The 18,642-nt window shown below is 69.4% G+C and carries 17 protein-coding genes; 6 read left to right on the top strand and 11 right to left on the bottom strand.

Annotated features, from left to right (window positions below; genetic code table 11):
- The first annotated feature begins 18 nt into the window (after window positions 1-18).
- Window positions 19-1,074: a 4-hydroxyphenylpyruvate dioxygenase gene (hppD, locus tag BM085_RS38455; RefSeq protein ID WP_245789944.1), complete on the top strand. Its 1,056-nt coding sequence runs from the start codon at window positions 19-21 to the stop codon at window positions 1,072-1,074.
- 240 nt (window positions 1,075-1,314) lie between these two features.
- Here hppD and BM085_RS38450 read toward each other — a convergent pair whose 3' ends face one another.
- The 3 genes from BM085_RS38450 to BM085_RS38440 all read right to left on the bottom strand — a co-directional run bounded on the left by BM085_RS38450 (window position 1,315) and on the right by BM085_RS38440 (window position 5,510).
- Window positions 1,315-2,721: an NAD(P)/FAD-dependent oxidoreductase gene (locus BM085_RS38450; RefSeq protein ID WP_143121261.1), complete on the bottom strand. Its 1,407-nt coding sequence runs from the start codon at window positions 2,719-2,721 to the stop codon at window positions 1,315-1,317.
- A gap of 166 nt (window positions 2,722-2,887) precedes the next feature.
- Window positions 2,888-3,643: an SDR family NAD(P)-dependent oxidoreductase gene (locus tag BM085_RS38445; RefSeq protein ID WP_093891693.1), complete on the bottom strand. Its 756-nt coding sequence runs from the start codon at window positions 3,641-3,643 to the stop codon at window positions 2,888-2,890.
- Between the two features lie 286 nt (window positions 3,644-3,929).
- The gene (locus BM085_RS38440) at window positions 3,930-5,510 is read right to left on the bottom strand and encodes a 4-hydroxyphenylacetate 3-hydroxylase family protein (RefSeq protein WP_093891692.1); all 1,581 of its coding nucleotides are present in this window, start codon (window positions 5,508-5,510) and stop codon (window positions 3,930-3,932) included.
- Between the two features lie 469 nt (window positions 5,511-5,979).
- Between BM085_RS38440 and BM085_RS38435 the strand changes: the two genes are divergently transcribed.
- The 4 genes from BM085_RS38435 (at window position 5,980) to BM085_RS38420 (ending at window position 10,347) form a co-directional block, all read left to right on the top strand.
- Window positions 5,980-7,164 (top strand): acyl-CoA dehydrogenase family protein, encoded by a 1,185-nt coding sequence (locus BM085_RS38435; protein WP_177245485.1) that lies wholly within the window; start codon window positions 5,980-5,982, stop codon window positions 7,162-7,164.
- A gap of 53 nt (window positions 7,165-7,217) precedes the next feature.
- A complete protein-coding gene (locus BM085_RS38430; RefSeq protein ID WP_093891691.1) occupies window positions 7,218-7,649 on the top strand; it encodes an SgcJ/EcaC family oxidoreductase in 432 nt (143 codons plus the stop codon).
- Between the two features lie 14 nt (window positions 7,650-7,663).
- Window positions 7,664-9,043, top strand: a complete 1,380-nt coding sequence (locus BM085_RS38425; RefSeq protein WP_093891690.1) for a condensation domain-containing protein — start codon at window positions 7,664-7,666, stop codon at window positions 9,041-9,043.
- Between the two features lie 68 nt (window positions 9,044-9,111).
- Window positions 9,112-10,347: an acyl-CoA dehydrogenase family protein gene (locus BM085_RS38420; RefSeq protein ID WP_093891689.1), complete on the top strand. Its 1,236-nt coding sequence runs from the start codon at window positions 9,112-9,114 to the stop codon at window positions 10,345-10,347.
- A 130-nt stretch (window positions 10,348-10,477) separates the two neighbouring features.
- Here the strand turns inward: BM085_RS38420 and BM085_RS38415 are convergent, their stop codons facing one another.
- The 3 genes from BM085_RS38415 to BM085_RS38405 form a co-directional block, all read right to left on the bottom strand.
- On the bottom strand, window positions 10,478-11,833 hold the full coding sequence (locus BM085_RS38415) for an MFS transporter (protein WP_218158947.1): 1,356 nt from the start codon (window positions 11,831-11,833) through the stop codon (window positions 10,478-10,480).
- A gap of 333 nt (window positions 11,834-12,166) precedes the next feature.
- Window positions 12,167-12,523, bottom strand: a complete 357-nt coding sequence (locus BM085_RS38410; protein WP_093891688.1) for an ArsR/SmtB family transcription factor — start codon at window positions 12,521-12,523, stop codon at window positions 12,167-12,169.
- Entirely contained in the window at window positions 12,520-12,966 is a 447-nt protein-coding gene (locus BM085_RS38405; RefSeq protein ID WP_218158946.1) for an SRPBCC domain-containing protein, read from the bottom strand. Before BM085_RS38405 ends, BM085_RS38410 begins: the two co-directional genes overlap by 4 nt.
- A gap of 161 nt (window positions 12,967-13,127) precedes the next feature.
- On the opposite strand from BM085_RS38405, the gene BM085_RS47610 reads away from it, so the two are divergent.
- The gene (locus BM085_RS47610) at window positions 13,128-13,460 is read left to right on the top strand and encodes a helix-turn-helix domain-containing protein (RefSeq protein ID WP_143121260.1); all 333 of its coding nucleotides are present in this window, start codon (window positions 13,128-13,130) and stop codon (window positions 13,458-13,460) included.
- Window positions 13,461-13,471: 11 nt separating this feature from the next.
- On the opposite strand, the gene BM085_RS38395 is transcribed toward BM085_RS47610, so the two are convergent.
- The 5 genes from BM085_RS38395 to aroF form a co-directional block, all read right to left on the bottom strand.
- Window positions 13,472-13,840 carry a thioredoxin domain-containing protein gene (locus BM085_RS38395; RefSeq protein WP_093891687.1) on the bottom strand — a complete coding sequence of 123 codons (369 nt, stop codon included), beginning with the start codon at window positions 13,838-13,840 and terminating at the stop codon, window positions 13,472-13,474.
- A gap of 103 nt (window positions 13,841-13,943) precedes the next feature.
- Entirely contained in the window at window positions 13,944-14,495 is a 552-nt protein-coding gene (locus tag BM085_RS38390) for a dihydrofolate reductase family protein (protein WP_093891686.1), read from the bottom strand.
- Between the two features lie 336 nt (window positions 14,496-14,831).
- Entirely contained in the window at window positions 14,832-16,082 is a 1,251-nt protein-coding gene (locus BM085_RS38385; RefSeq protein ID WP_093891685.1) for a cytochrome P450 family protein, read from the bottom strand.
- A 481-nt stretch (window positions 16,083-16,563) separates the two neighbouring features.
- Entirely contained in the window at window positions 16,564-17,415 is an 852-nt protein-coding gene (locus tag BM085_RS38380; RefSeq protein ID WP_093891684.1) for a prephenate dehydrogenase, read from the bottom strand.
- 31 nt (window positions 17,416-17,446) lie between these two features.
- A complete protein-coding gene (gene aroF / locus BM085_RS38375) occupies window positions 17,447-18,487 on the bottom strand; it encodes a 3-deoxy-7-phosphoheptulonate synthase (protein WP_093891683.1) in 1,041 nt (346 codons plus the stop codon).
- Between the last annotated feature and the right edge of the window lie 155 nt (window positions 18,488-18,642).

The following is an 18,642-nucleotide window of genomic DNA, read 5'->3' as shown; positions in this document are numbered from 1 at the left end:
ACGCGGATCTTCGAAGACATGTCGCTCGATCACGTTGAGTTCTACGTCAACGGGCTCGCTGCGCAAACGGATTGGTTCGTCGACAGCTTCGGCTTCTCGGTGTACGCGGCCACGGACGCGTCGGAGAAGGAGCCGGAGGTCCGGTCGGTGGGGCTCGGCGGGAACCGGATCCGGCTCGTGCTGACCGAGCCGCTGGTGGGCGACCATCCGGGTGCCGCCTATGTGGAGAAGCACGGCGACGGGGTGGCCGACATCGCACTGCGGGTCACCGACGCCACCGCGGCGTTCGACGAGGCCGTACGGCGCGGCGCCCGCCCGGTGTCCCCGCCGGCCGGGCACGGCGGCGTCGTGACAGCCACGATCATGGGCTTCGGCGACGTGGCGCACACCTTCGTGCAGCGCGTGGGCGACACGGACGAGCGCGCGCTCCCCGGGCTGCGGCCGGTGGAGGGGACGGCGTCCGGCGCGGGCGGCGACCTGGTCGAGGTGGACCACTTCGCGGTCTGCGTGGAGTCCGGCCAGATCGACGCGACAGTCGACTTCTACCGGCAGGTTCTCGACTTCGAGCTGATCTTCACCGAGCACATCGTCGTCGGCTCCCAGGCGATGACCATCAAGGTGGTGCAGAGCGGGTCCGGCGCGGTGACGCTGACCCTGATCGAGCCGGACGTGTCGCAGGTCGCCGGCCACATCGACGAGTTCCTCAAGCACCACGGCGGCGCCGGCGTGCAGCACATGGCGTTCACGGCCGGCGACATCGTGGGGGCGGTGGACTCCATCGGTTCCCGGGGCGTGGAGTTCCTGAGCACCCCGGACGCCTACTACAGCCTGCTTCCGGAGCGGGTGGAGCTGGGCCGGTACTCCGTCGACGAGCTGCACAGGCTCAACATCCTGGTCGACGAGGACCACGACGGCCAGCTCTACCAGATCTTCGCCCGATCCGTGCACCCGCGTAACACGTTCTTCCTGGAGCTCATCGAGCGGATGGGGGCGCGTTCCTTCGGCAGCGGCAACATCTCGGCGCTCTACCAGGCGGTGGAGCTCCAGCAGAGCAGGGAAGAGGCCGCCGCCTGACCCCTCGGCCCGCCCGCCGGCGAGATCCGGCCGGCGGGCCGGACGACGACATGTCCCGACTCCCCCTCTGCCACCCGGCCCTCACGGCCGGGTGGCAGAACCGCGTTCCGGGCCGGAGGCGGGAGACGGCTGGGGGCCGTCCGGGGCCGGACAGCAGGAAGTGGTGACGAGATCGCCGGTCGTCCCGGCCCTCGTCACCACTTCCCGACCTGCCCCGGTGAGCCTTCGCTCACGGGGTTCCTACCCGACCGGGACCTTCCTCTTCGCGGGCGCCCCGGTCGCGTTGCTCTGCCGGGGGGCCGTGGCGCTCTTCCCGCCGAACAGCCCCTTCCACAGGATGCGCAGGAGGATGGCCGGGCGCATGAGCGACTCGGGCCGCTCGACGAGGCCGGCCGTCCGCATGTAGGCGGCGGTGACCGTGCCGTCGCGCGACGCGGCCTTCTGGACCAGCGCCAGGAAGGCCTGCTGGACCCGGATCGCTATCGTGCGCTCCCCCTCGACGCCGGGGAAGCCGAGGTCCACGGTGTTCGTCATCTGCCACGGCGGGTCGACGACGTCGCGGGCGAGGTCCCGGAAGTACTGGCCCGGCTGCGGCGCGGCACCGCTGTGCAGGTGGTCACGGATGGTCAGCGCCCCGAGCGCCGCCACGGTCATCCCCTGGGCGTACACCGGGTTGAAGCAGCACACGGCGTCGCCGGTCACCAGCAGGCCGTCGGGCAGGCGCTCCATGTCCTCGTAGCGGCGCCGCAGGGTCGTCGGGAAGCGGAAGGCCACCGGCTCGTCGAGGGGCTCGGCGTGCTGGAGGGCGTCGTAGATGTCCGGAACCGCCAGCGACTTCACCCAGGCGTAGAGGCCGGCCTGGTCGGTGGGCGGGTGGTCGCCGAGGATGCCGTAGGTGGTCAGCTCGACCCGGTCGCCGTCGGTCTTGGTGAAGATCGCGCCACGGGGCAGCTTGGCCGACGCGACGGGGTTGATCGACAGGTCGCCGTGGTACGGGTCGGCGAGCAGCCGGTAGTGCTGGGTCACGTAGCCCAGGCCGATCTTCTTGCGGTCCTCCTTGACCCGCGGGTAGCCGAGGTCCTCCAGCCAGATGGGGGTGCGCGAGCCCCGGCCGGTGGCGTCGACCACCAGGTCGGCGCTGATGACCTCCTCGGCGCCGCCCTCCTCGAGGCTCTGCACCCGCACGCCGTTGACCCGGCTGCGGTCCGGCGTCGTCTCCAGCCCGAGGATGTCGTGCTTCTCGACGAAGAGGACGTTGGACAGGACCTGCGTCCGCTCGCGGATGTGGCGCTCCAGCATCGGCCGGCTCGCGGCGACGCACACCAGGCCGGCGTGCTGCTGCTTGACCCGCTTGCCGTTGAAGTACCAGCGCACGTCGCCGGCCAGGTCCCCGGTCGGCACGCCGTCCGCGAACAGCTCCTCGGTGATTCCGGGGAACAGCTCCTCCATGACAAGCTGGCCGCGGGCGAGCAGCCCGTTGATGTGCCGTCCCTGCGGACAGCTACGTCGCGGCCCCTCCGCCCCGACCAGGACATCACGGTCCACTATGAGCACTTCGTCGTAAGCATCGGCGAGCACCCTGGCCGCGAACAGCCCAGCAAGGCTTCCGCCGAGCACCACCGCGCGAGTATTGGTTGTATCGCTCACGGTTACCTCCTCGAATCCCGGATTTGGATCATGCGTCGCCGAAGGGATGTATCGATCCGCCGATCCCTGACTTCCCCGCTACCGCCGGCCGCGAGCCCGGCCCCGCCCTGTCGGCCGCCGGCCCCCGGCGGCAGCCGGGGGCCGGAGCGGACGGGAGGATGACCGGTCAGCTGGGGACCGAACCGACCAGGCCGCCGTCGACGACGAGCTCCTGGCCGGTGATGTACGACGCGCGGGGCGACAGCAGGAAGACGACCGCGTCGGCGATGTCCTCGGCGTGGCCCAGCCGGCCCAGCGCCACCTGGCTCCGGAAGAACTCCTGCACCTGCTCGTTGCCACCGGTGACGGCATCGAACATGTCCGTCGTGACGTGGCCGGGTGTGACGGTGTTGACCCTGATGCCCCGCTCGGCCAGGTCCGGGGCGAAGGTGCGGGCCAGGTTGAGCACGGCGGCCTTGCTCGCCGCGTACACCGAGGCCAGGCCGACGCCGCGGTGCACCAGCCACGACGCGTTCAGCACGATCGACCCGCCCTCGTCGAGAAGCGGCAGGGCCTTCTGGACGGTGAAGAACGTACCCTTGAAGTTGGCGCCGACCACCTGGTCGAAGTCGGCTTCGGTGACGTCCGCGGTGCGCGCGGACAGCGCGACCCCGGCGTTGGCGAACACACCGTTCAGGCGGCCGAACCGCTGCTGAACCTGGGCGATGAGCCCATCGAGGTCACCGGTGCGTGCCACGTCGGTGGGCACGGCGAGCACCTTGTCGCCGGCGTCGAGGTCCTTCACGGCAGCCTCAAGCCGATCGCCGCTGCGCCCGGCGAGCACGACGCTCGCCCCGGCGCCTACGAGTCGTCGCGCGGTGGCCAGGCCTATGCCGCTGCCACCCCCAGTGACCAGTACGGTCTTTCCTTCAAATTCGGACATGCCATTAGCATCACATCCGTCTGTTATGCGAGGCATCTCCTGTGTTGCGGTGTATTCTCGCCCGGCATTTGATTCTCCCGCCGCACGGTCGGCCATTGTTCGGTGAACGCTTTCCGTCGCACGCGCCGCTTTCTCGATACGGGCGTTTTCCAGCACGAATGGAGCCTTTTCCGGGCGATCAGCGTTTTCCCCGCGCGGGCCGTTGTCCGCGCGAACGGCCTTTTCCGCGCGCGGATCCTCTGCCGCCCCGGCAAATCCCGTCACATGAGCGGCCCGCGACCGGCGCTCACCCATCGAGGAGGCCGTTCCTGGCGTGCCACAGGTCTCCGGAGGTGGACAGGTCCGGCACCGTCCAGCCGTCCAGGTCGTACTCCCCCAGGCACTCGTCGACGAAAGCCTTGTAGTCGTCGACCTGGCCGTTGGCGAGCTGCCCGAACAGCAGTTCCACGCGGGTGTTCTCGTGGTTACCGGCGTAGTTGCGCTCGTACAGCTCGTGCCGCCCGCCGAACTCGCTGCCGACCGCGTCCCAGAGCAGCTTCATCAGCTTGACCCGCCCCATGGCGTCGACCCCACCCGAACCACGGACGTACTTGTCCAGGTAGGGCCGGATGTCCGGGTTCTTGAAGTCGTCGGCGCTGGAGTTGACGTAGATCAGCCCGCTGGCCACGTCCTGCAGGATGATCTCCCTGATCCTCGGGTAGCCGACCTGTGAGAACCACCGGTAGGCCATCCCGTACTGGGGGTTGGGCAGGAGCGCGCCGTTCTTCCACTCGACCGGGTTGCGCACGGCCGCGTCGGAGAACGCCCAGAACAGGTTCCGCCAGGCGAGGACCTCGCCCAGCCGGCTCTGCACGCCCCGGAAGTCCGCGGTGCCGGTGATCTCCAGCGCCTTGGCCAGCAGACCGGCGATGAACTCCAGCTTCACCGCCAGGCGCGTGCACCCGTGGAAGGTGAAGCGCTCGATGAACCCGGACTGGCCGGTGAAGAGCTGGACCTTGCCCAGGTCCCCGTAGATGAACACGTTCTCCCACGGGATGAGCACCTTGTCCAGCACGAGGATGGTGTCGTTCTCGTCCAGCCGCGAGGAGAGCGGGTAGTCGAACGGGCTGCCCATCACCGCGGCCGTGGCGGAGTAGGAGGGGCGGCAGATCAGCTTCATCCCCGGCACGCCCATCGGCACGGTGGCCACCAGCGCGAACTTCTTGTCCTTGATCGGCAGGCCGTAGTGGGCGATGAAGTTGTAGTGGGTGAGCGCGGACCCGGTGGCGACGACCTTGGCCCCGCTCACGATGAGACCGGCGTCGGTCTCCCTCTCCACGTGGATGAACACGTCCGCGACCTCGTCCGCGGGGCGGCTGCGGTCGACCGGCGGGTGCACGATCGCGTGGTTCCAGTACAGGACCTTCTCCTGCGACTCCCTGTACCAGCGCCGCGCGTTGTCCGCGAAGGGCTCGTAGAAGTCGGCGTTGGCGCCGAGCGTGCCGAGGAACGACGCCTTGTAGTCCGGGCTGCGGCCCATCCATCCGTAGCTCATGCGGGCCCAGGCGGCGATGGCCTTCTGGTCGGCCACGAGGTCGTCCACGCTGCGCGGCGTGGTGAAGAACCGGTGGGTGTAGCCGTCGCTCCCGGTGTCCGTCGGCGCGGTGAGGACGTCACGCTTGTCCGGGTCGTGCAGCGCGTCGTACAGCCGCGCCGTCATGCGGACGGGATTGCGGAAGGCCGGGTGCGAGGTGACGTCCTTGACGCGGTCGCCGTACAGGTAGATCTCACGGTCGTCGCGCAGGCTCTCGATGTACTCGTCGCCGGTCAGCGGACGCGTCTTCCGCCGCGCTCCGGTCGTGACGGCGGCATCCTGAAGATCGGTCATCGGGCTTCTCCCTCTTCTCGCAACTCAACTCCTGCATGAATCGGTGGCTGTCGAGCGTTCCTGACCGACGGGACGTGCTCGGAGAAGTTCGCGACCGTCCGCACGCGCGCCAGCGGAACTCGGGAAACGCCGAAGCCTGAGCGCTCCGGACGGCGCGTCCCGCTCGACGGTGGCGGCGGGCGCGCCGGCATTCTGCTGTAGGTTCCGATGCTGGCATTCGGCGGCGGCGCGCGGCTTCTCCCAGGTTGCGAGATCCGTGCGGCGCCATTTCTCCGGCCCATTCGCCCCGGCTCCGGAAACCGTTCCTGAGCGGGGATCATCCGCCTGGCGCGCCCCGCCGGACCCGGCGGCGGGGAATCCATTCGCAATCCAGAAGATGCGTCCGCCGGGCCGCCGGTGCGACCGTCGGATGGTTAGCATCGGCGGACCGGTGCGGCGGCCCTTTCTCGTCTGAATTCCTTGGGAGGAAATGGTGTTGACGACCGATGCCCCGACGCGGGAGCAGCTTGTTCGTCGCGCGTCCGAATTGCTGCCGGTTCTTCGGAAGAACGCGGTCTGGTCGGAGGAGAACCGGCGCGTTCACGACGAGTCGATCGAGGCACTGGCCGACGCCGGAATCTTCAAGATGAGGGTGCCGGCCCGCTACGGCGGATACGAGTCCGACACGCGCACCCTGGTCGACGTGGCCGCCGAGCTCGGCCAGGCGGACGGCTCCACCTCGTGGGTGGCGTCGGTCTACACGATTCCGACCTGGATGACGTGCCAGTTCCCGGACGCGGTGCAGGACGAGGTGTTCTCGACCCCGGACGTGCGGGTGTGCGGGACGTTGAGCCCCACGGCGATGGCCGCTCCGGCCGACGGCGGGGTCGTGGTCAACGGCAAGTGGGCGTTCATCAGCGGCGCCCTGCACAGCCACTGGCAGGAGATCGTGGCGATCCTGGTGCCGCCGGCCGGCGAGCCGTACCCGATCATGGCGCTGGTCCCGCTGTCGGATCTGCAGATCGTCGACGACTGGCACACCTCGGGTCTGAAGGGCACGGGCAGCGTCAGCACGATCGCGGCCGACGTGTTCATCCCGGCCGAGCGGGTCCTGCCCCTTCCCATGGTGTTGCAGGGGCAGTCCGCCTCGACGCTGAACGCCGGCTCCCCCATCTACCGGGCCCCCCTGCTCCCCGTCGCCTCCGCCTCCTCGGTCGGAACCGTGCTCGGGCTGGCGAGGGCCGCCAGGGAGGCGTTCTTCCAGCGGCTCCCCGAGCGCAAGATCACCTACAGCGGCTACACGAGCCAGGCCGAGGCGCCGCTGACCCACCTGCAGGTCGCCGAGGCCGCGATGAAGATCGACGAGGCGGAGTTCCACGCCCACCGCCTGGCGACGCTGGTGGACGCCAAGGGTGTCGAGAACGCGCCCTGGACGCTGGAGGAGCGCGCCAGGGCACGTGCCGACATGGGCGCGGTGTGCCGGCTCGGCAAGGAGGCCGTGGACATCTACGCCCTGGCCAGCGGCGGCTCGTCGGTCTACAGCAACCAGCCGATCCAGCGGATCGCGCGCGATGTCCAGGCCGTCAACCTGCACGCCCTGATGCATCCGAACACCAACGCCGAGCTGTACGGGCGGATCCTCTGCGGCCAGGAGCCCGACACCCTCTACCTCTGACCGCCATCGGCCTTCCGCATCGACTCAACGGATCGACTCAACGGAGAAGGAACATGACCACGACCGCCCCCGCATCCACCATCACGGGTCCCTCCGCCGACGACCAGGCCGCCGTCGCCGCCATCCCGCAGCGCATCATCGCGGCCTGGGCCGGCCACGACGGCGCCGCCTTCGCCGACGTCTTCACCGAGGACGGGTCGATGATCCTGCCCGGCGTCTACCGCAAGGGCCGCGACGACATCCGCTCGTTCATGACGCAGGCGTTCGCCGGGCCGTACAAGGGCACGCAGGTGACCGGCCGGCCCATCGACATCCGCTTCTTCAGCGCCGAGGCCGGGGTGCTGATCACGCTGGGCGGCGTGCTGGCGCCCGGCGAGACCGAGGTCTCGGACGAGCGGGCCGTCCGGGCCTCCTGGGTGGTCGTCAAGCAGGACGGTGAGTGGCGGCTCGCCGCCTACCAGAACAGCCCTCGCGGCGACGCCTGAGAGGCGCGGGCACCATGACTGTTCACGAGACGACGCATGCGCCGGACGACCTGGAGATCCGTACTCCGCTCGCCTTCAACCAGGAATTCCTGTGCGCGTTCGACAACGGCGAGGCCGACGGGGCCTTCGGTAACCGGCACACCCTGGTCTTCGGCTGGCGGCTCAGCGGGGCGGTCGACGCCGGCGCGCTGCAGGGGGCCCTGGACGACGTGGTGGCACGCCACGAGGCGCTCCGCACGTCGATCGTCCGCGGCGCCGAGGAGCGCTACCAGCGGATCCACCCGCCCGGCTCCGTCGAGCTGGTGGTCAGCGACCTTCCGGCGGACGACCCCCGTCCGCGTGACGTCCGGGCGGAGGAGTTCCTCAACGAGCTCGACGCCGGCACGTACAGCGTGGGGAGCCTCCCCCACCTGCGGGCCCGCCTGGGGCGGTTCGACGAGAACGACGCGGTGCTCGTGCTCGTGCTGCACCACACGGCGGGCGACGCGTGGTCCATGCAGGTCATCATCCGCGACCTCGCCGCCCGCTACGCCGTCCGCCGGGGATCGCAGGCCCCCGTCCTCCCGGACGTCCACCAGTACGGGGAGTTCGCCGTCTGGCAGCTGGAGAGCGCGGCCGGCGCCGAGATGGGCAGGGCGCTCGACTACTGGGGGGAGAAGCTGCGCGACGCCCGCATCCTCGCCATCCCCACGGACCGGCCGCGCGACGGCGGGCTCACCAACGTGTACGCGGCGCACCGCTTCGTGTTCGACGGGGAGCTGACCTCCGCGACCCTGAAGTTCTCCAGGGCGGCGCGGAGCTCGGCGTTCATGGTCATGGTCGCGGCCTACAACGTGCTTCTGCACAAGAAGACCGGGGTCACCGACATCGTCGTCCCGACGTTCACCTCGGGCCGGTCCGACGAGCGCTTCATGGAGACCGTCGGCCCCATCTTCAACTACCTCACGTTGCGGACGGACATCACCGGCTGCGAGACCTTCCGCGACGTGGTCGCACGGACCAGGGCGACCTGTTTCGAGGCCTACGGCAACGACATCCCGTTCCCGCTGATCGCGCACGGCAACCCCGGGCTCGTGAGCCCGTTCGCGGACGACGGGGTGGCCGTCGTCGCCTTCGAGGTCCTCCAGGCTCCGTCCGAGGTGGAGGAGGAGGCGATCGGGGGCCTGACGTACTCCGAGATACGGCGGCGGGTGCTGCCGCAGCCGCTGAGCTCGCACATTCCGAACGGCGCGCTGTGGGCGATGGACGTCCTCCCCTCGGGGGAGATAGCCGGGAGCCTCAAGTTCGACCGCAACCGCTTTGACGAGAGCACGATAGTCGACCTGGTGTCGGACTTCCGTCAGGTGCTGTGGAACGCGGTCACCGGCCCCGATCGGCCGCTGCGGGAGATCTGAGTCCCGCGACGCGGCCACCGTGTCACCGCTCGTGAGCCAACCATCCGAGATAGGGGATGTGCGCAGCAATGACAGCCGTCACCAGTGTTCCCGAACACGCATTTCCTTCCCCGCCCGAGCCGCGCCTCACTCCGGCGGAGATCATCGCGAGGGCCGAGGCGATCGCACCGACCCTGATCGGCCGCCAGGCCGAGACCGAACGGCGCACCTTCTACGCGCAGGACACCCACGAGGAGTTCGCCAGGGCCGGTTTCTACCGGATCCTGGTCCCCCGGCGTTACGGCGGCTACGAGTTCGGGACCGACACGTTCCTGCGCGTGGCGATGGCGCTCGCGCGAGGCTGCCCGTCGACCGGCTGGATGTACCTCTTCGGCGCCGCGCACGCGCTCGCGGTGGCCACGCTGTTCGACGAGCGGGCGCAGGCCGAGCTCTTCAGCTCCGGTGACTTCATCTGCCCCGCCACGGTGGCGCCCAGCGGCACCGCCGAGCGTACGGCCGACGGCTGGGTGATCAACGGCGTCTGGTCCTACGCCTCCGGCTCGCCGTACGCCACGCACTTCATCGGTCACACCCTCGTGCCGCAGGCGGACGGGCAGCCGCCGGCCCCTCTGCTGTTCATCGCCCCGCGCGACCAGTGGAAGCGCCTGGACGACTGGGGGCAGCAGCTGGGTCTGAAGGGGAGCGGATCGCACAGCGTCGCCATCGACAACGGGCGCGTCCCCGACCACTTCACCCGCGGTTTCCACATGAGCCAGGTCACCGTCACCGAGGGCACGCCGGGCCGCGCGCTGCACGGCAATCCCGAGTACGGGGGCGGGCCGCTCAGCTTCATGCTGCTCGAACTCGGCGCCCTCGCGGTGGGCATGGCGAAGGGAGCGCTCGACGCCTACGAGGACCTGATGCTGACCCGGACGACGATCTACCCGCCCATCGTCCTGCGCGTGGAGGATCCCGACTTCCAGCTCAGGTACGGCGAGGCCACCGGAATGATCAGCACGGCCGAGGCCGCTCTCCTGAACGGGATCCAGCAATGGCGTGACACGTGCGCCGAGGGCCCGGAGGCGTTCACCAGGGAACAGGAATGGCGGCTCGCCACCATCAGCCGGGAGGTGGTCCGGCTGTGCTGGCGAGCGGTCGAGGGGGAGCTGTTCCCCACCGCCGGTTCCAGCTCGGTCCGCCACGGTGACCGCATCGAACGTGTGTGGCGTGACATGTCCACGCTGCACAGCCACGCCGGATACGCCGTCGTGCTCAAGAGCATGGCGAATCGGGAGCTCACCAAGGCCCGGTTCAACATCGAGTGACCGTGGCCGCCGACGCGAACGGGCCGCCCAGCAGGCTGGGCGGCCCGTTCCGCCGTTCAGGTGGGGAAGCGCGGCGCGGCCGGCCCGCAGCGCGCTGTAGAAGTGCAGGTCGAAGGTGTGTCCCCAAGCCTCATCTGGCAGTTGGCCGGAGGCCGATCCAGATGAGGACGACGCTGACGAACGTGATGATCACGTTCACGGTCAGCGCCAGTTGGATCCCGGTCAGTTCCGCGGATTGAGTGGCGGCGATCGCGCTCAGGATCGGGATGCCGATCGTGATGGCGACGTTCTGGGTCATGGTCGTGAGACCGGTGGCCAGGCCCTGCTCCTCGTTCGGCAGGCCGGACGTGCTGGTGACGGTGTAGGCCACGATGGACGTCACATGCCCGAAGAAGCCGATGAACAGCGCGGGGATCAGCAGCGCCAGCCCTATGCGGCCGGAGCCCACGAAGATCAGCGGGACGGTGGCGAGTCCTTGTACGGCCAGGCCGGCGGGCAGGACTTTGCGGTAGCCGTAGCGGCCGATGAGGCGGCCGGCGATCGGGCCTGCCAGCACCGCCGCCAGTCCCGGAACACCGAAGATCAGGCCGGTGATGAGCGGGTCGAAGGTGAGGACGTTCTGGAGGTACAGCGTCACCAGGAAGATCATCGCGGTTTCCATGGTGAACACCACGAGACCGGCGTAGTTGCCCCACTTGACGGTCTGCCGCTTGAGGATGCGGAGCGGGGCGAGCGGGGCGGCCGCGCGTAGTTCGATCAGCCAGAACGCGGCCAGCAGCACGATGCCGATGGCACCGGCGGGGATGCTCTGCTCGATGATGGCGTAGACGACGGCCAGCAGACCGCCGGTCACGGTGATCGCGCCAAGGACGTCCAGCTTGCCCCGATCGGGCATCTTGCTCTCGCTGATCAGGAACGGCGTGAGGACGAGGATGATCACAGCCACGGGCACGTTGACGAAGAACGCGGTACGCCAGCTCAGCAAACTGACCAGAGTGCCGCCGACCAGGGCGCCGATGGTGAAGCCGCCGGACAGCAGCGCGCCGTTCAGGCCCAGGACCCGATCACGCGTCGCGCCCTCCTGGAACGTGGTGGTGAGCAGGGACAGCGAGGCCGGGACGGACAAGGCGGTGGACAGGCCCTGAAGGGCGCGGGCGGCCAGGAGTACCTCGGGAGAGGTGGCGAAGCCGCCGAGCAGCGAGGCCACGGCCAGCAGGACCATGCCCGCGAGGAAGAGCCGGCGGCGGCCGAACAGGTCGGCCAACCGTCCGCACAGGAGCGTGAAGCCCGCCGCGGGCAGGGCGTAGGCGGAGGCGATCCAGGGCAGCGCCGTCAGCTCCAGCCCGACGCCCTGGCCCACCTCGGGCAGTGCGACGTTCAGGATGGAGAAGTCGACGGACAGCATGAACCCCGCGCCTAACAGGACCAGCAGGATCAACCGCTGCCGTCCGGTGAAGCGGGGTGACGAGGTCGTGGCGGTAGTCAAGAGACGGTTCCTTTTCTCAAGAACCCGGTATGGGGTGGCGGGCAGCACGCCATCAGGCCGGACTGGCCGATCGAAGACAGGTCCCCTGGGCGTTGTCGCGGATCTCTTTCCGCATCGACCGTCGGATTGCGGTCGACCGTGGCGCGCGCGGCGGCAGGCAGGGCGTGTCCGGCATCCCGCCGTATCCCCGCTTCGCTCGGCTTCAGGACGCGCTCAGGACACCCCGCGGTAGGGGGTGTGCCGTGAGCGCGCTTTTCCAGGCCTGCCCTCGGAATCCACTCACCACAATGGCCGGGTGACCGGGCAGGGGTCGTACACGTACTACTTGGTGAGCTAGCTCTCTTCCCGTTCGGCTGCCTCGGCGAGGCGTTTGATCGTCGCCAAGCGCCGATCCCAGTCGGCGGCGAGCGCGGACATCCACCGCGCCGTCGCATCAAGCGCCGCAGGCGTCACCGCGTACCGCACCTCCCGTCCCACCCGGCCGCCGGAAACCAGTCCGGCGGCGTCCAGGACGGCGAGATGCTTGACCACCGCCTGCCGCGAGATGGGCAGCCGTTCGGCGAGCATGGTCGCGGTAGCCGCGCCCCGCGCGGCGAGCAGATCAAGCAGCTGACGTCGCGTCGGGTCGGCCAGCGCGGTCAGGACACCGTCGACTCCCTCGACGGGGCCGCGACCTTCCGCTGCGGTCACTTGGCCTGTTCGGCGCGATTCTTGACCGCGTCGAACACCTGGGGCCAGCCATCGGAGTTGGACCGCACCGCCTGTTCGCGCTGATCCTCGGACAGGCTCAGTGCTGCGAACCCGCTCTCGACGACGCGCAGACGAGTCTTGCCGCTCTCCGTGCTCAGCGTGAATTCCACCAGAGTGCTATTGTCCGCACTCGGTTCTTCCCCGGGGAACGCGCCGGCCCAGCGGTAGGCCACGTACGTCGGCGGCTCTGCCTTCTCCACACGGACCGAAAACTCCCCCAGATCGGGATTCTTCGCGACCAGCGACATACCTTCCCTGGCCACGGTGCCCGCCACGCTCGCCTCATCGGCCACCCAGAACCCGGGCACGGCCACCAGCGACCACACCCGCTCCAGGGATGCCTCGATCAAGATGTCGCGTTCTATCCGGTCCTCGCTCATCATGCCTCCTATACGGCTGTCAGACGCAACTCCATGGTTGCACGTCAACTCGCCAGGAGCAACCCAAGAGTTGCAGATTCCGCCGTTGCCGATCGGCGACATGATCGTCGGGTACGGGTGATGGCCTATCGTCGAAGCGCTCGTCGCCTGCCCTCGGCCTACCAGTGCCGCGTTCCCGATTCAGCCGGCAGGGCCTGCGCACCAGCGCCATCGCGGCCAAGCTGGGCTGTCACATGCAGACCGTGCGCGAGCGGATCGGCCGGTTCAACGCCGAGGGCCCGGCCGGGCTCGGCGACCGGCCCGGAGCGGGACGCAAGCCACGCATCACCGAGGTCGGACGCGGGAAACTCATCGCGCCGGCGCGTTCGGCCCCGCCCGGACGGCCGGTCCGCGACGAGGCCGGGGACCCGGCCGCAGATGAGGAGAGCGGCCCCGCCGAGTGGACGCTGGACAGTCCGACCGCCACCGCCCGCGCTCAGGGCATCTACCCGCTATGAGGAACGGAGCATTAGTCGGCGGGGCGGAAGCGCATCGCGGACCACGTGTCGTCCACCGACACCTGCCCGATGGGGCGCATCCCGTGCTCGACCATGATCGTGGCCAGGCTCTCACGATTGATGTCGGCCCGGTTCGCCTTGGGGTAGGCCACCCACAGGGCGTTCGGCCGGCCCAGCCGCCCCTCCTGCGCGCTGAGGATGTCGCGCAGCGAGCCGGCGTTCTGGGCGAAGATGAGGGCGGTCGCCGCCTGGTCCGGCCCGTCCGCCTGGTGCACGTTCTCCGGGAGCGGCTGGATGAGCTCCAGGTAGGAGGAGTCCGAGGACCAGACGGCGGTGTCCGGCTTGATGAGCAGCTTCTGTGCGACGGACTTGGTAGCCATGGCGCGTTGTCCTTTCGGTCGGTGGTGCCCGGCGTCCCGGGGAGACGGTCTGCCCGGCCGGGCGACCGAGCGGGGCCGCCGGGTCACCGACGGCACGGTTGCCTTACTTGTCTGCCGGCGCGTAGGTGAGGTAGAGGACGCCCGTGCTGAAGGTCTGGGAGTCGATGAGCTTCAGGGGCACCTGGTCGCCGCCGTCCTCGAAGAGGCGCTTGCCGGAGCCCACGACGATCGGGTGGACCAGCAGCCGCAGTTCGTCGAGCACGCCGGCGCGCAGGAGCGAGCGGACCAGGGTGGCGCTTCCGGTGATCGAGATGTCCTTGCCGGGCTGCTCCTTCAGCTTGGTGAGCTCCTCGACGACGTTGTCCTTGATCAGGGTCGAGTTCTGCCACTCGACCGTGTCCAGGGTCGTGGAGACGACCAGCTTGGGCGTGTCGTTCATCTGGTCCGCGAGCTGGTTGCCGGTGCCGGCCTGGCTCGGCCAGTAGCCGGCGAACTCCTCGTAGGTCCGCCGTCCCAGCAGCATCGTGTCGGCCGCGGCCATCTGCGCGCCGACCGCCGCCCCCATCTCGTCGCTGAAGTAGGTGAAGTGCCACTTCTCCGGCGACTCCGTGACGCCGTCCAGCGACACGAACAGACCTGCGGCGATCTTCCTCATTCTGATCTCCTCGTACTGTCATCGTGAATGTCGGTTGTCACACGGTGTCCGGCGACCGCCCTGCCGGGTTCTCCGTCATCACCGTCTGGAACATGCGACGATCGTCCTACCGACAACAATATTTGTCAAGGGCAAAAAAATCGTCCGGCGAGCGGGCCCCGTCATGGCAGCCCGCCCGCCGTTTCGCGCGTACGCCGATCGCCCGACCGGCCCGCTCCCGGTGGTCCAGAGGTCTCACCGCGCGATCCCATGGGCCCATCCTTCGCCCGCCCGCCCTCCGGCGCTTCTTCTGACGTGCTGTGTTCCGGATGGGCCCGCCGGATCCTCGTGTGCCGGTCAGCGGGCGTCGGCTCCGACGGCCACCGGGGCGGTCAGGCGGACCGGCAGGGCGCGGTGACCGTTCATGATGAACGTCGGCAGCGGCTCCAGGTCCTCCTTGGCGACGGCGAGGCTCAGCTCGGGGAACCGCTCGAACAGCGTGGACAGGCCGACCGTCGCCACCAGGCGGGCCACACCGGCGCCGAGGCAGAAGTGCGGGCCGTGGCCGAAGGACAGGTGCTCCTTGTCGGCGCGGGTGATGTCGAAGCTGTCGGCGCCCGTGCCGTGCAGGGCTGGGTCACGCCCGACCGCGCTGTAGTTGACGAGGATCGGGTCGCCCCGGGGAATCGTCACGCCGTCCAGTTCGATGTCCTCGACCGCGTAGCGCAGGGGCAGGTGCGCCAGGGGCGACTCCACCCGGAGGGTCTCGTCGATCACGTCGTCCCACGAGGCGAGCCCGGACCTGACGAGCTGGAGCTGGTCGGGGTGGGCGAGCAACGCGGTGATCGCGTTGTCGAAGAAGTTGATCGTGGTCTCCGAGCCGGCGCCGAGGATCGCGAAGATCGTGTCGGTCAGCTCGACCTCGGTCAGACGCGAGCCGTCCTCGTCCCGGGCGGCGATCAGGTCGCTGGTGATGTCCTCGCCCGGCTCCAGGCGCTTGGCGGCGATGAGCTCCTCCATCGCGCCCCGCCAGCCGGCCAGCACGGCCTGGGCCTGCTCGGGGGTGACGGTGGTGTCCACCATCATGTCGATGACCTTGGCCGTCTTCACCCGGGCGTCTTCGGACATGCCGATCAGGTCGGCCACGAGACGGGCGGGCAGCGGGTAGGCGAACCGCTCCCGCAGGTCCACCACCTCGCCGGGGCCGGCGGTCTCCAGGGCGTCCACGAGCTGGTTGGTCAGCTCCACGATCCGCGGCCGGATCGCCTCGGTACGGCGCGGCGTGAACGCCTTGCCGACCAGCCTGCGCAGGCGGATGTGGTCCTTGCCGTACGCGGTGACCATGTTGTCCATCGCGATCCAGCTGATCATCTCCCAGTCCGGCGGGATCTCTCCGTTGATGAAGGCCGGCCAGTGGTTGCGGGCGCTCTTGGTGACCCGCGGGTCGGTCAGCAGTTGCTTGATCACGGCGTGGCTGTTGATCGACCAGGCGAGCACGCCACCGGGGAGCTCCACCTGCGTCGCGGGGCCCTGCGCCCGCAGGCCGGCGGCTTCAGCGTGGATGTCCCGGCCGGTGGTGTCGAGGGCGACGGGGCAGCGAATCTCCATGGATCTCTCCAAGATCTCGTCGGTAGGGCAAGTCGGGGTGCCAACACACCAGCGAAACGCGTCACGGGTATCGAGGACGGAGCAGGAATTCTGGAAGGGTGTCCGGTGGCGGTTGAGCCCCGTCTGCCGAGCCGGGGGATCGACTCCCGAGCCGGGTGGTCACGCCCCTTTCCGCCCCGACGTCTGCAGTCGTCGAGGCGGGAAAGGAATTCGAATCGTCTTCCTCCTTTTGAGGCTCAAAGCTATTCAATGCGGACCACATCGATGAGTAGGCCGGCCCGGGGTCTCCGAATTCGAAGCCCTTCTCCGCTGTCGCGCCGGCTTTCCCCTCGATTCCAGCTACACAGGCAGCGTGTCATCCGCCCGCTCATCGACGCATCTTCCGGATTGCGATCCCCGACCGCACCGCTCTTTCCCCCCGGTCACACACCTTTTCCCGGGGCGTGCGCCTTTTCCCGGGCCGGCAGGCCTTTCCCGGCGGTCACGCGGCGACTATGTGCTCGCGGCCGCGGTTACCCCGGGTGAGCAGGTCGGCCAGCGCGCCGGATCGGGCGCGGTCGGATCTCCGCAGCGCGGACGCGGCCTCGGTCAGATCCCGTACCACCGCATCCAGCACCGTGGCGACCGACTCGGCGTTCTGCTCCAGGATGTCGCACCAGAGACCGGGCGCACCCGTCGCGATCCGGGTCGTGTCCTGCAGGCCCCTGCCCACCAGCGAGAGGGTGGTCGCGTCGGCACCGGCGAACCGGGCCGCGAGCGCCGCGGACACCAGGTGCGGCGCGTGCGAGACCGCCGCGACGACCCGGTCGTGCGCGTCGGGCGCGAGGATCCTGGCCGCTCCCCCGCACACCGCGACCATCTCGGCCACCACCCGCACGGCCTCGGGCGACGTCGCCGGGTGCGGGCACAGCGCCCACGGCCGTCCGGCGAACAGGTCCGCGTGCGCCGCGTGGGGCCCCGACAGCTCGCGGCCGGCCATCGGATGCCCGGGGACGTAGGAGGTGAGGTCGCATCCGGCGAGCTCGGCATCGGCCGAGATGCGGGCCTTGGTACTGGCGACGTCGGTGTAGACGGCGCCCAGCCCGCGGGCCTGGGCGTCACGCAGCACGCTGACGACCGTGGACGGCGGGGTGGCGATGACCACCAGGTCGGCCGGGGGGTCGTCGGGCATCAGGGCGATACCGGCACCCATGCATTCCGCTGTCGCCAGCGAAGCGACGTCCTGGTCGGACAGCGCGACGTGGATGCCGGCCCGTCGCAGGGCGAGGGCGATCGAGGTCCCGATCACACCGGTGCCGAGGACCGTGACGCGGCGGACTGTGGTCGAATTCATCAGCTCTCCCGAAGTGCCCTGGCCGCGCGGATCAGGCGGCTACGAGGTCCCGTTGCGTGGCCAGGTGACGGCCCATGAAGCCGGCCAGGTCCTCCATCGTGCGGGCGAGCTCGCGCAGGTCGTCGTCGACCAGCGCCTGCGGGCCGTCGCACAGCGCGATGTCGGGCTGCGGGTGCACGTCGACGATGATGCCGTCGGCGCCCGCCACGACGGCCGCCCGGCTGAGCGGCAGGACCAGGTCGCGGCGGCCCCCGGAGTGCGAGGGGTCGACGATGACCGGCAGGTGCGACAGCCGCTGGGCCACCGGGACCGCGGAGATGTCCAGCGTGTTGCGCGTCGCGGGCTCGAAGGTGCGGATGCCGCGTTCACACAGGACGATGTCGAGGTTGCCGCGCTGGGCGATGTACTCCGCCGCCATCAGCCACTCCTCGATCGTGGCGTTCATCCCCCGCTTGAGCAGCACCGGCCTCCCGGCCTCTCCGACGGCCTGCAGGAGGGTGAAGTTCTGCATGTTGCGGGTGCCGACCTGCAGCATGTCGGCGTAGTCGGCGACCATGGCGACATCGTGCGCTCCCACGACCTCGGTGACGATCGGCAGCCCGGTCTCCTGCCGGACCTCGGCGAGGATCTGCAGCCCCCGCTCCCCCAGGCCCTGGAAGGCGTAGGGAGAGGTGCGGGGTTTGAACGCGCCGCCCCGCAGGAGCGTCGCGCCGGCCGCCTGGGCCATCCGGGCGGCGGCGAGCGTCTGGTCCGGTGTCTCGACCGCGCAGGGGCCGGCGATCAACGTGACGGTCTGCGGGCCGATCGACACTCCCCCGACCCGCACCACCGACCGGTCGGGGTGGTGTTCGCGGCTGACCAGCTTGTACTTCGCCGAGATCCGCACGACGTCGCGGACCCCCGGCATGCCCCCCAGGTTCATCATGGCGAAGTGGTCGATGTCGCCGACCAGGCCGATGACGATGCGGCTGACACCGCGGCTGACGAACGCCTCACCGCCCGCCGTCTCCACCAGCTCGACAATCGACTGGATTTCCGCGGAAGTGGCGTCCGTGTCCATTACGATTACCATATTACTGCCGACCTTTCTCTGTCTCATCGGTCTCTGTATTTGTTCTCGCAAAACAAATCCTGCGCGTTTCGCGGCCCACGGGCCAGACAGACGTAAGTCAGCAAGCTGTTCGCGGGTAACCACTTCCTGCCATTAGGCGCCGAATGGCTCCGTAC

It is taken from the genome of Streptosporangium canum (assembly GCF_900113865.1).
Lineage (GTDB): Bacteria > Actinomycetota > Actinomycetes > Streptosporangiales > Streptosporangiaceae > Streptosporangium > Streptosporangium canum.
Note: the sequence above shows the minus strand (reverse complement) of the source record. Positions and strands in the feature narration are given on the sequence as shown.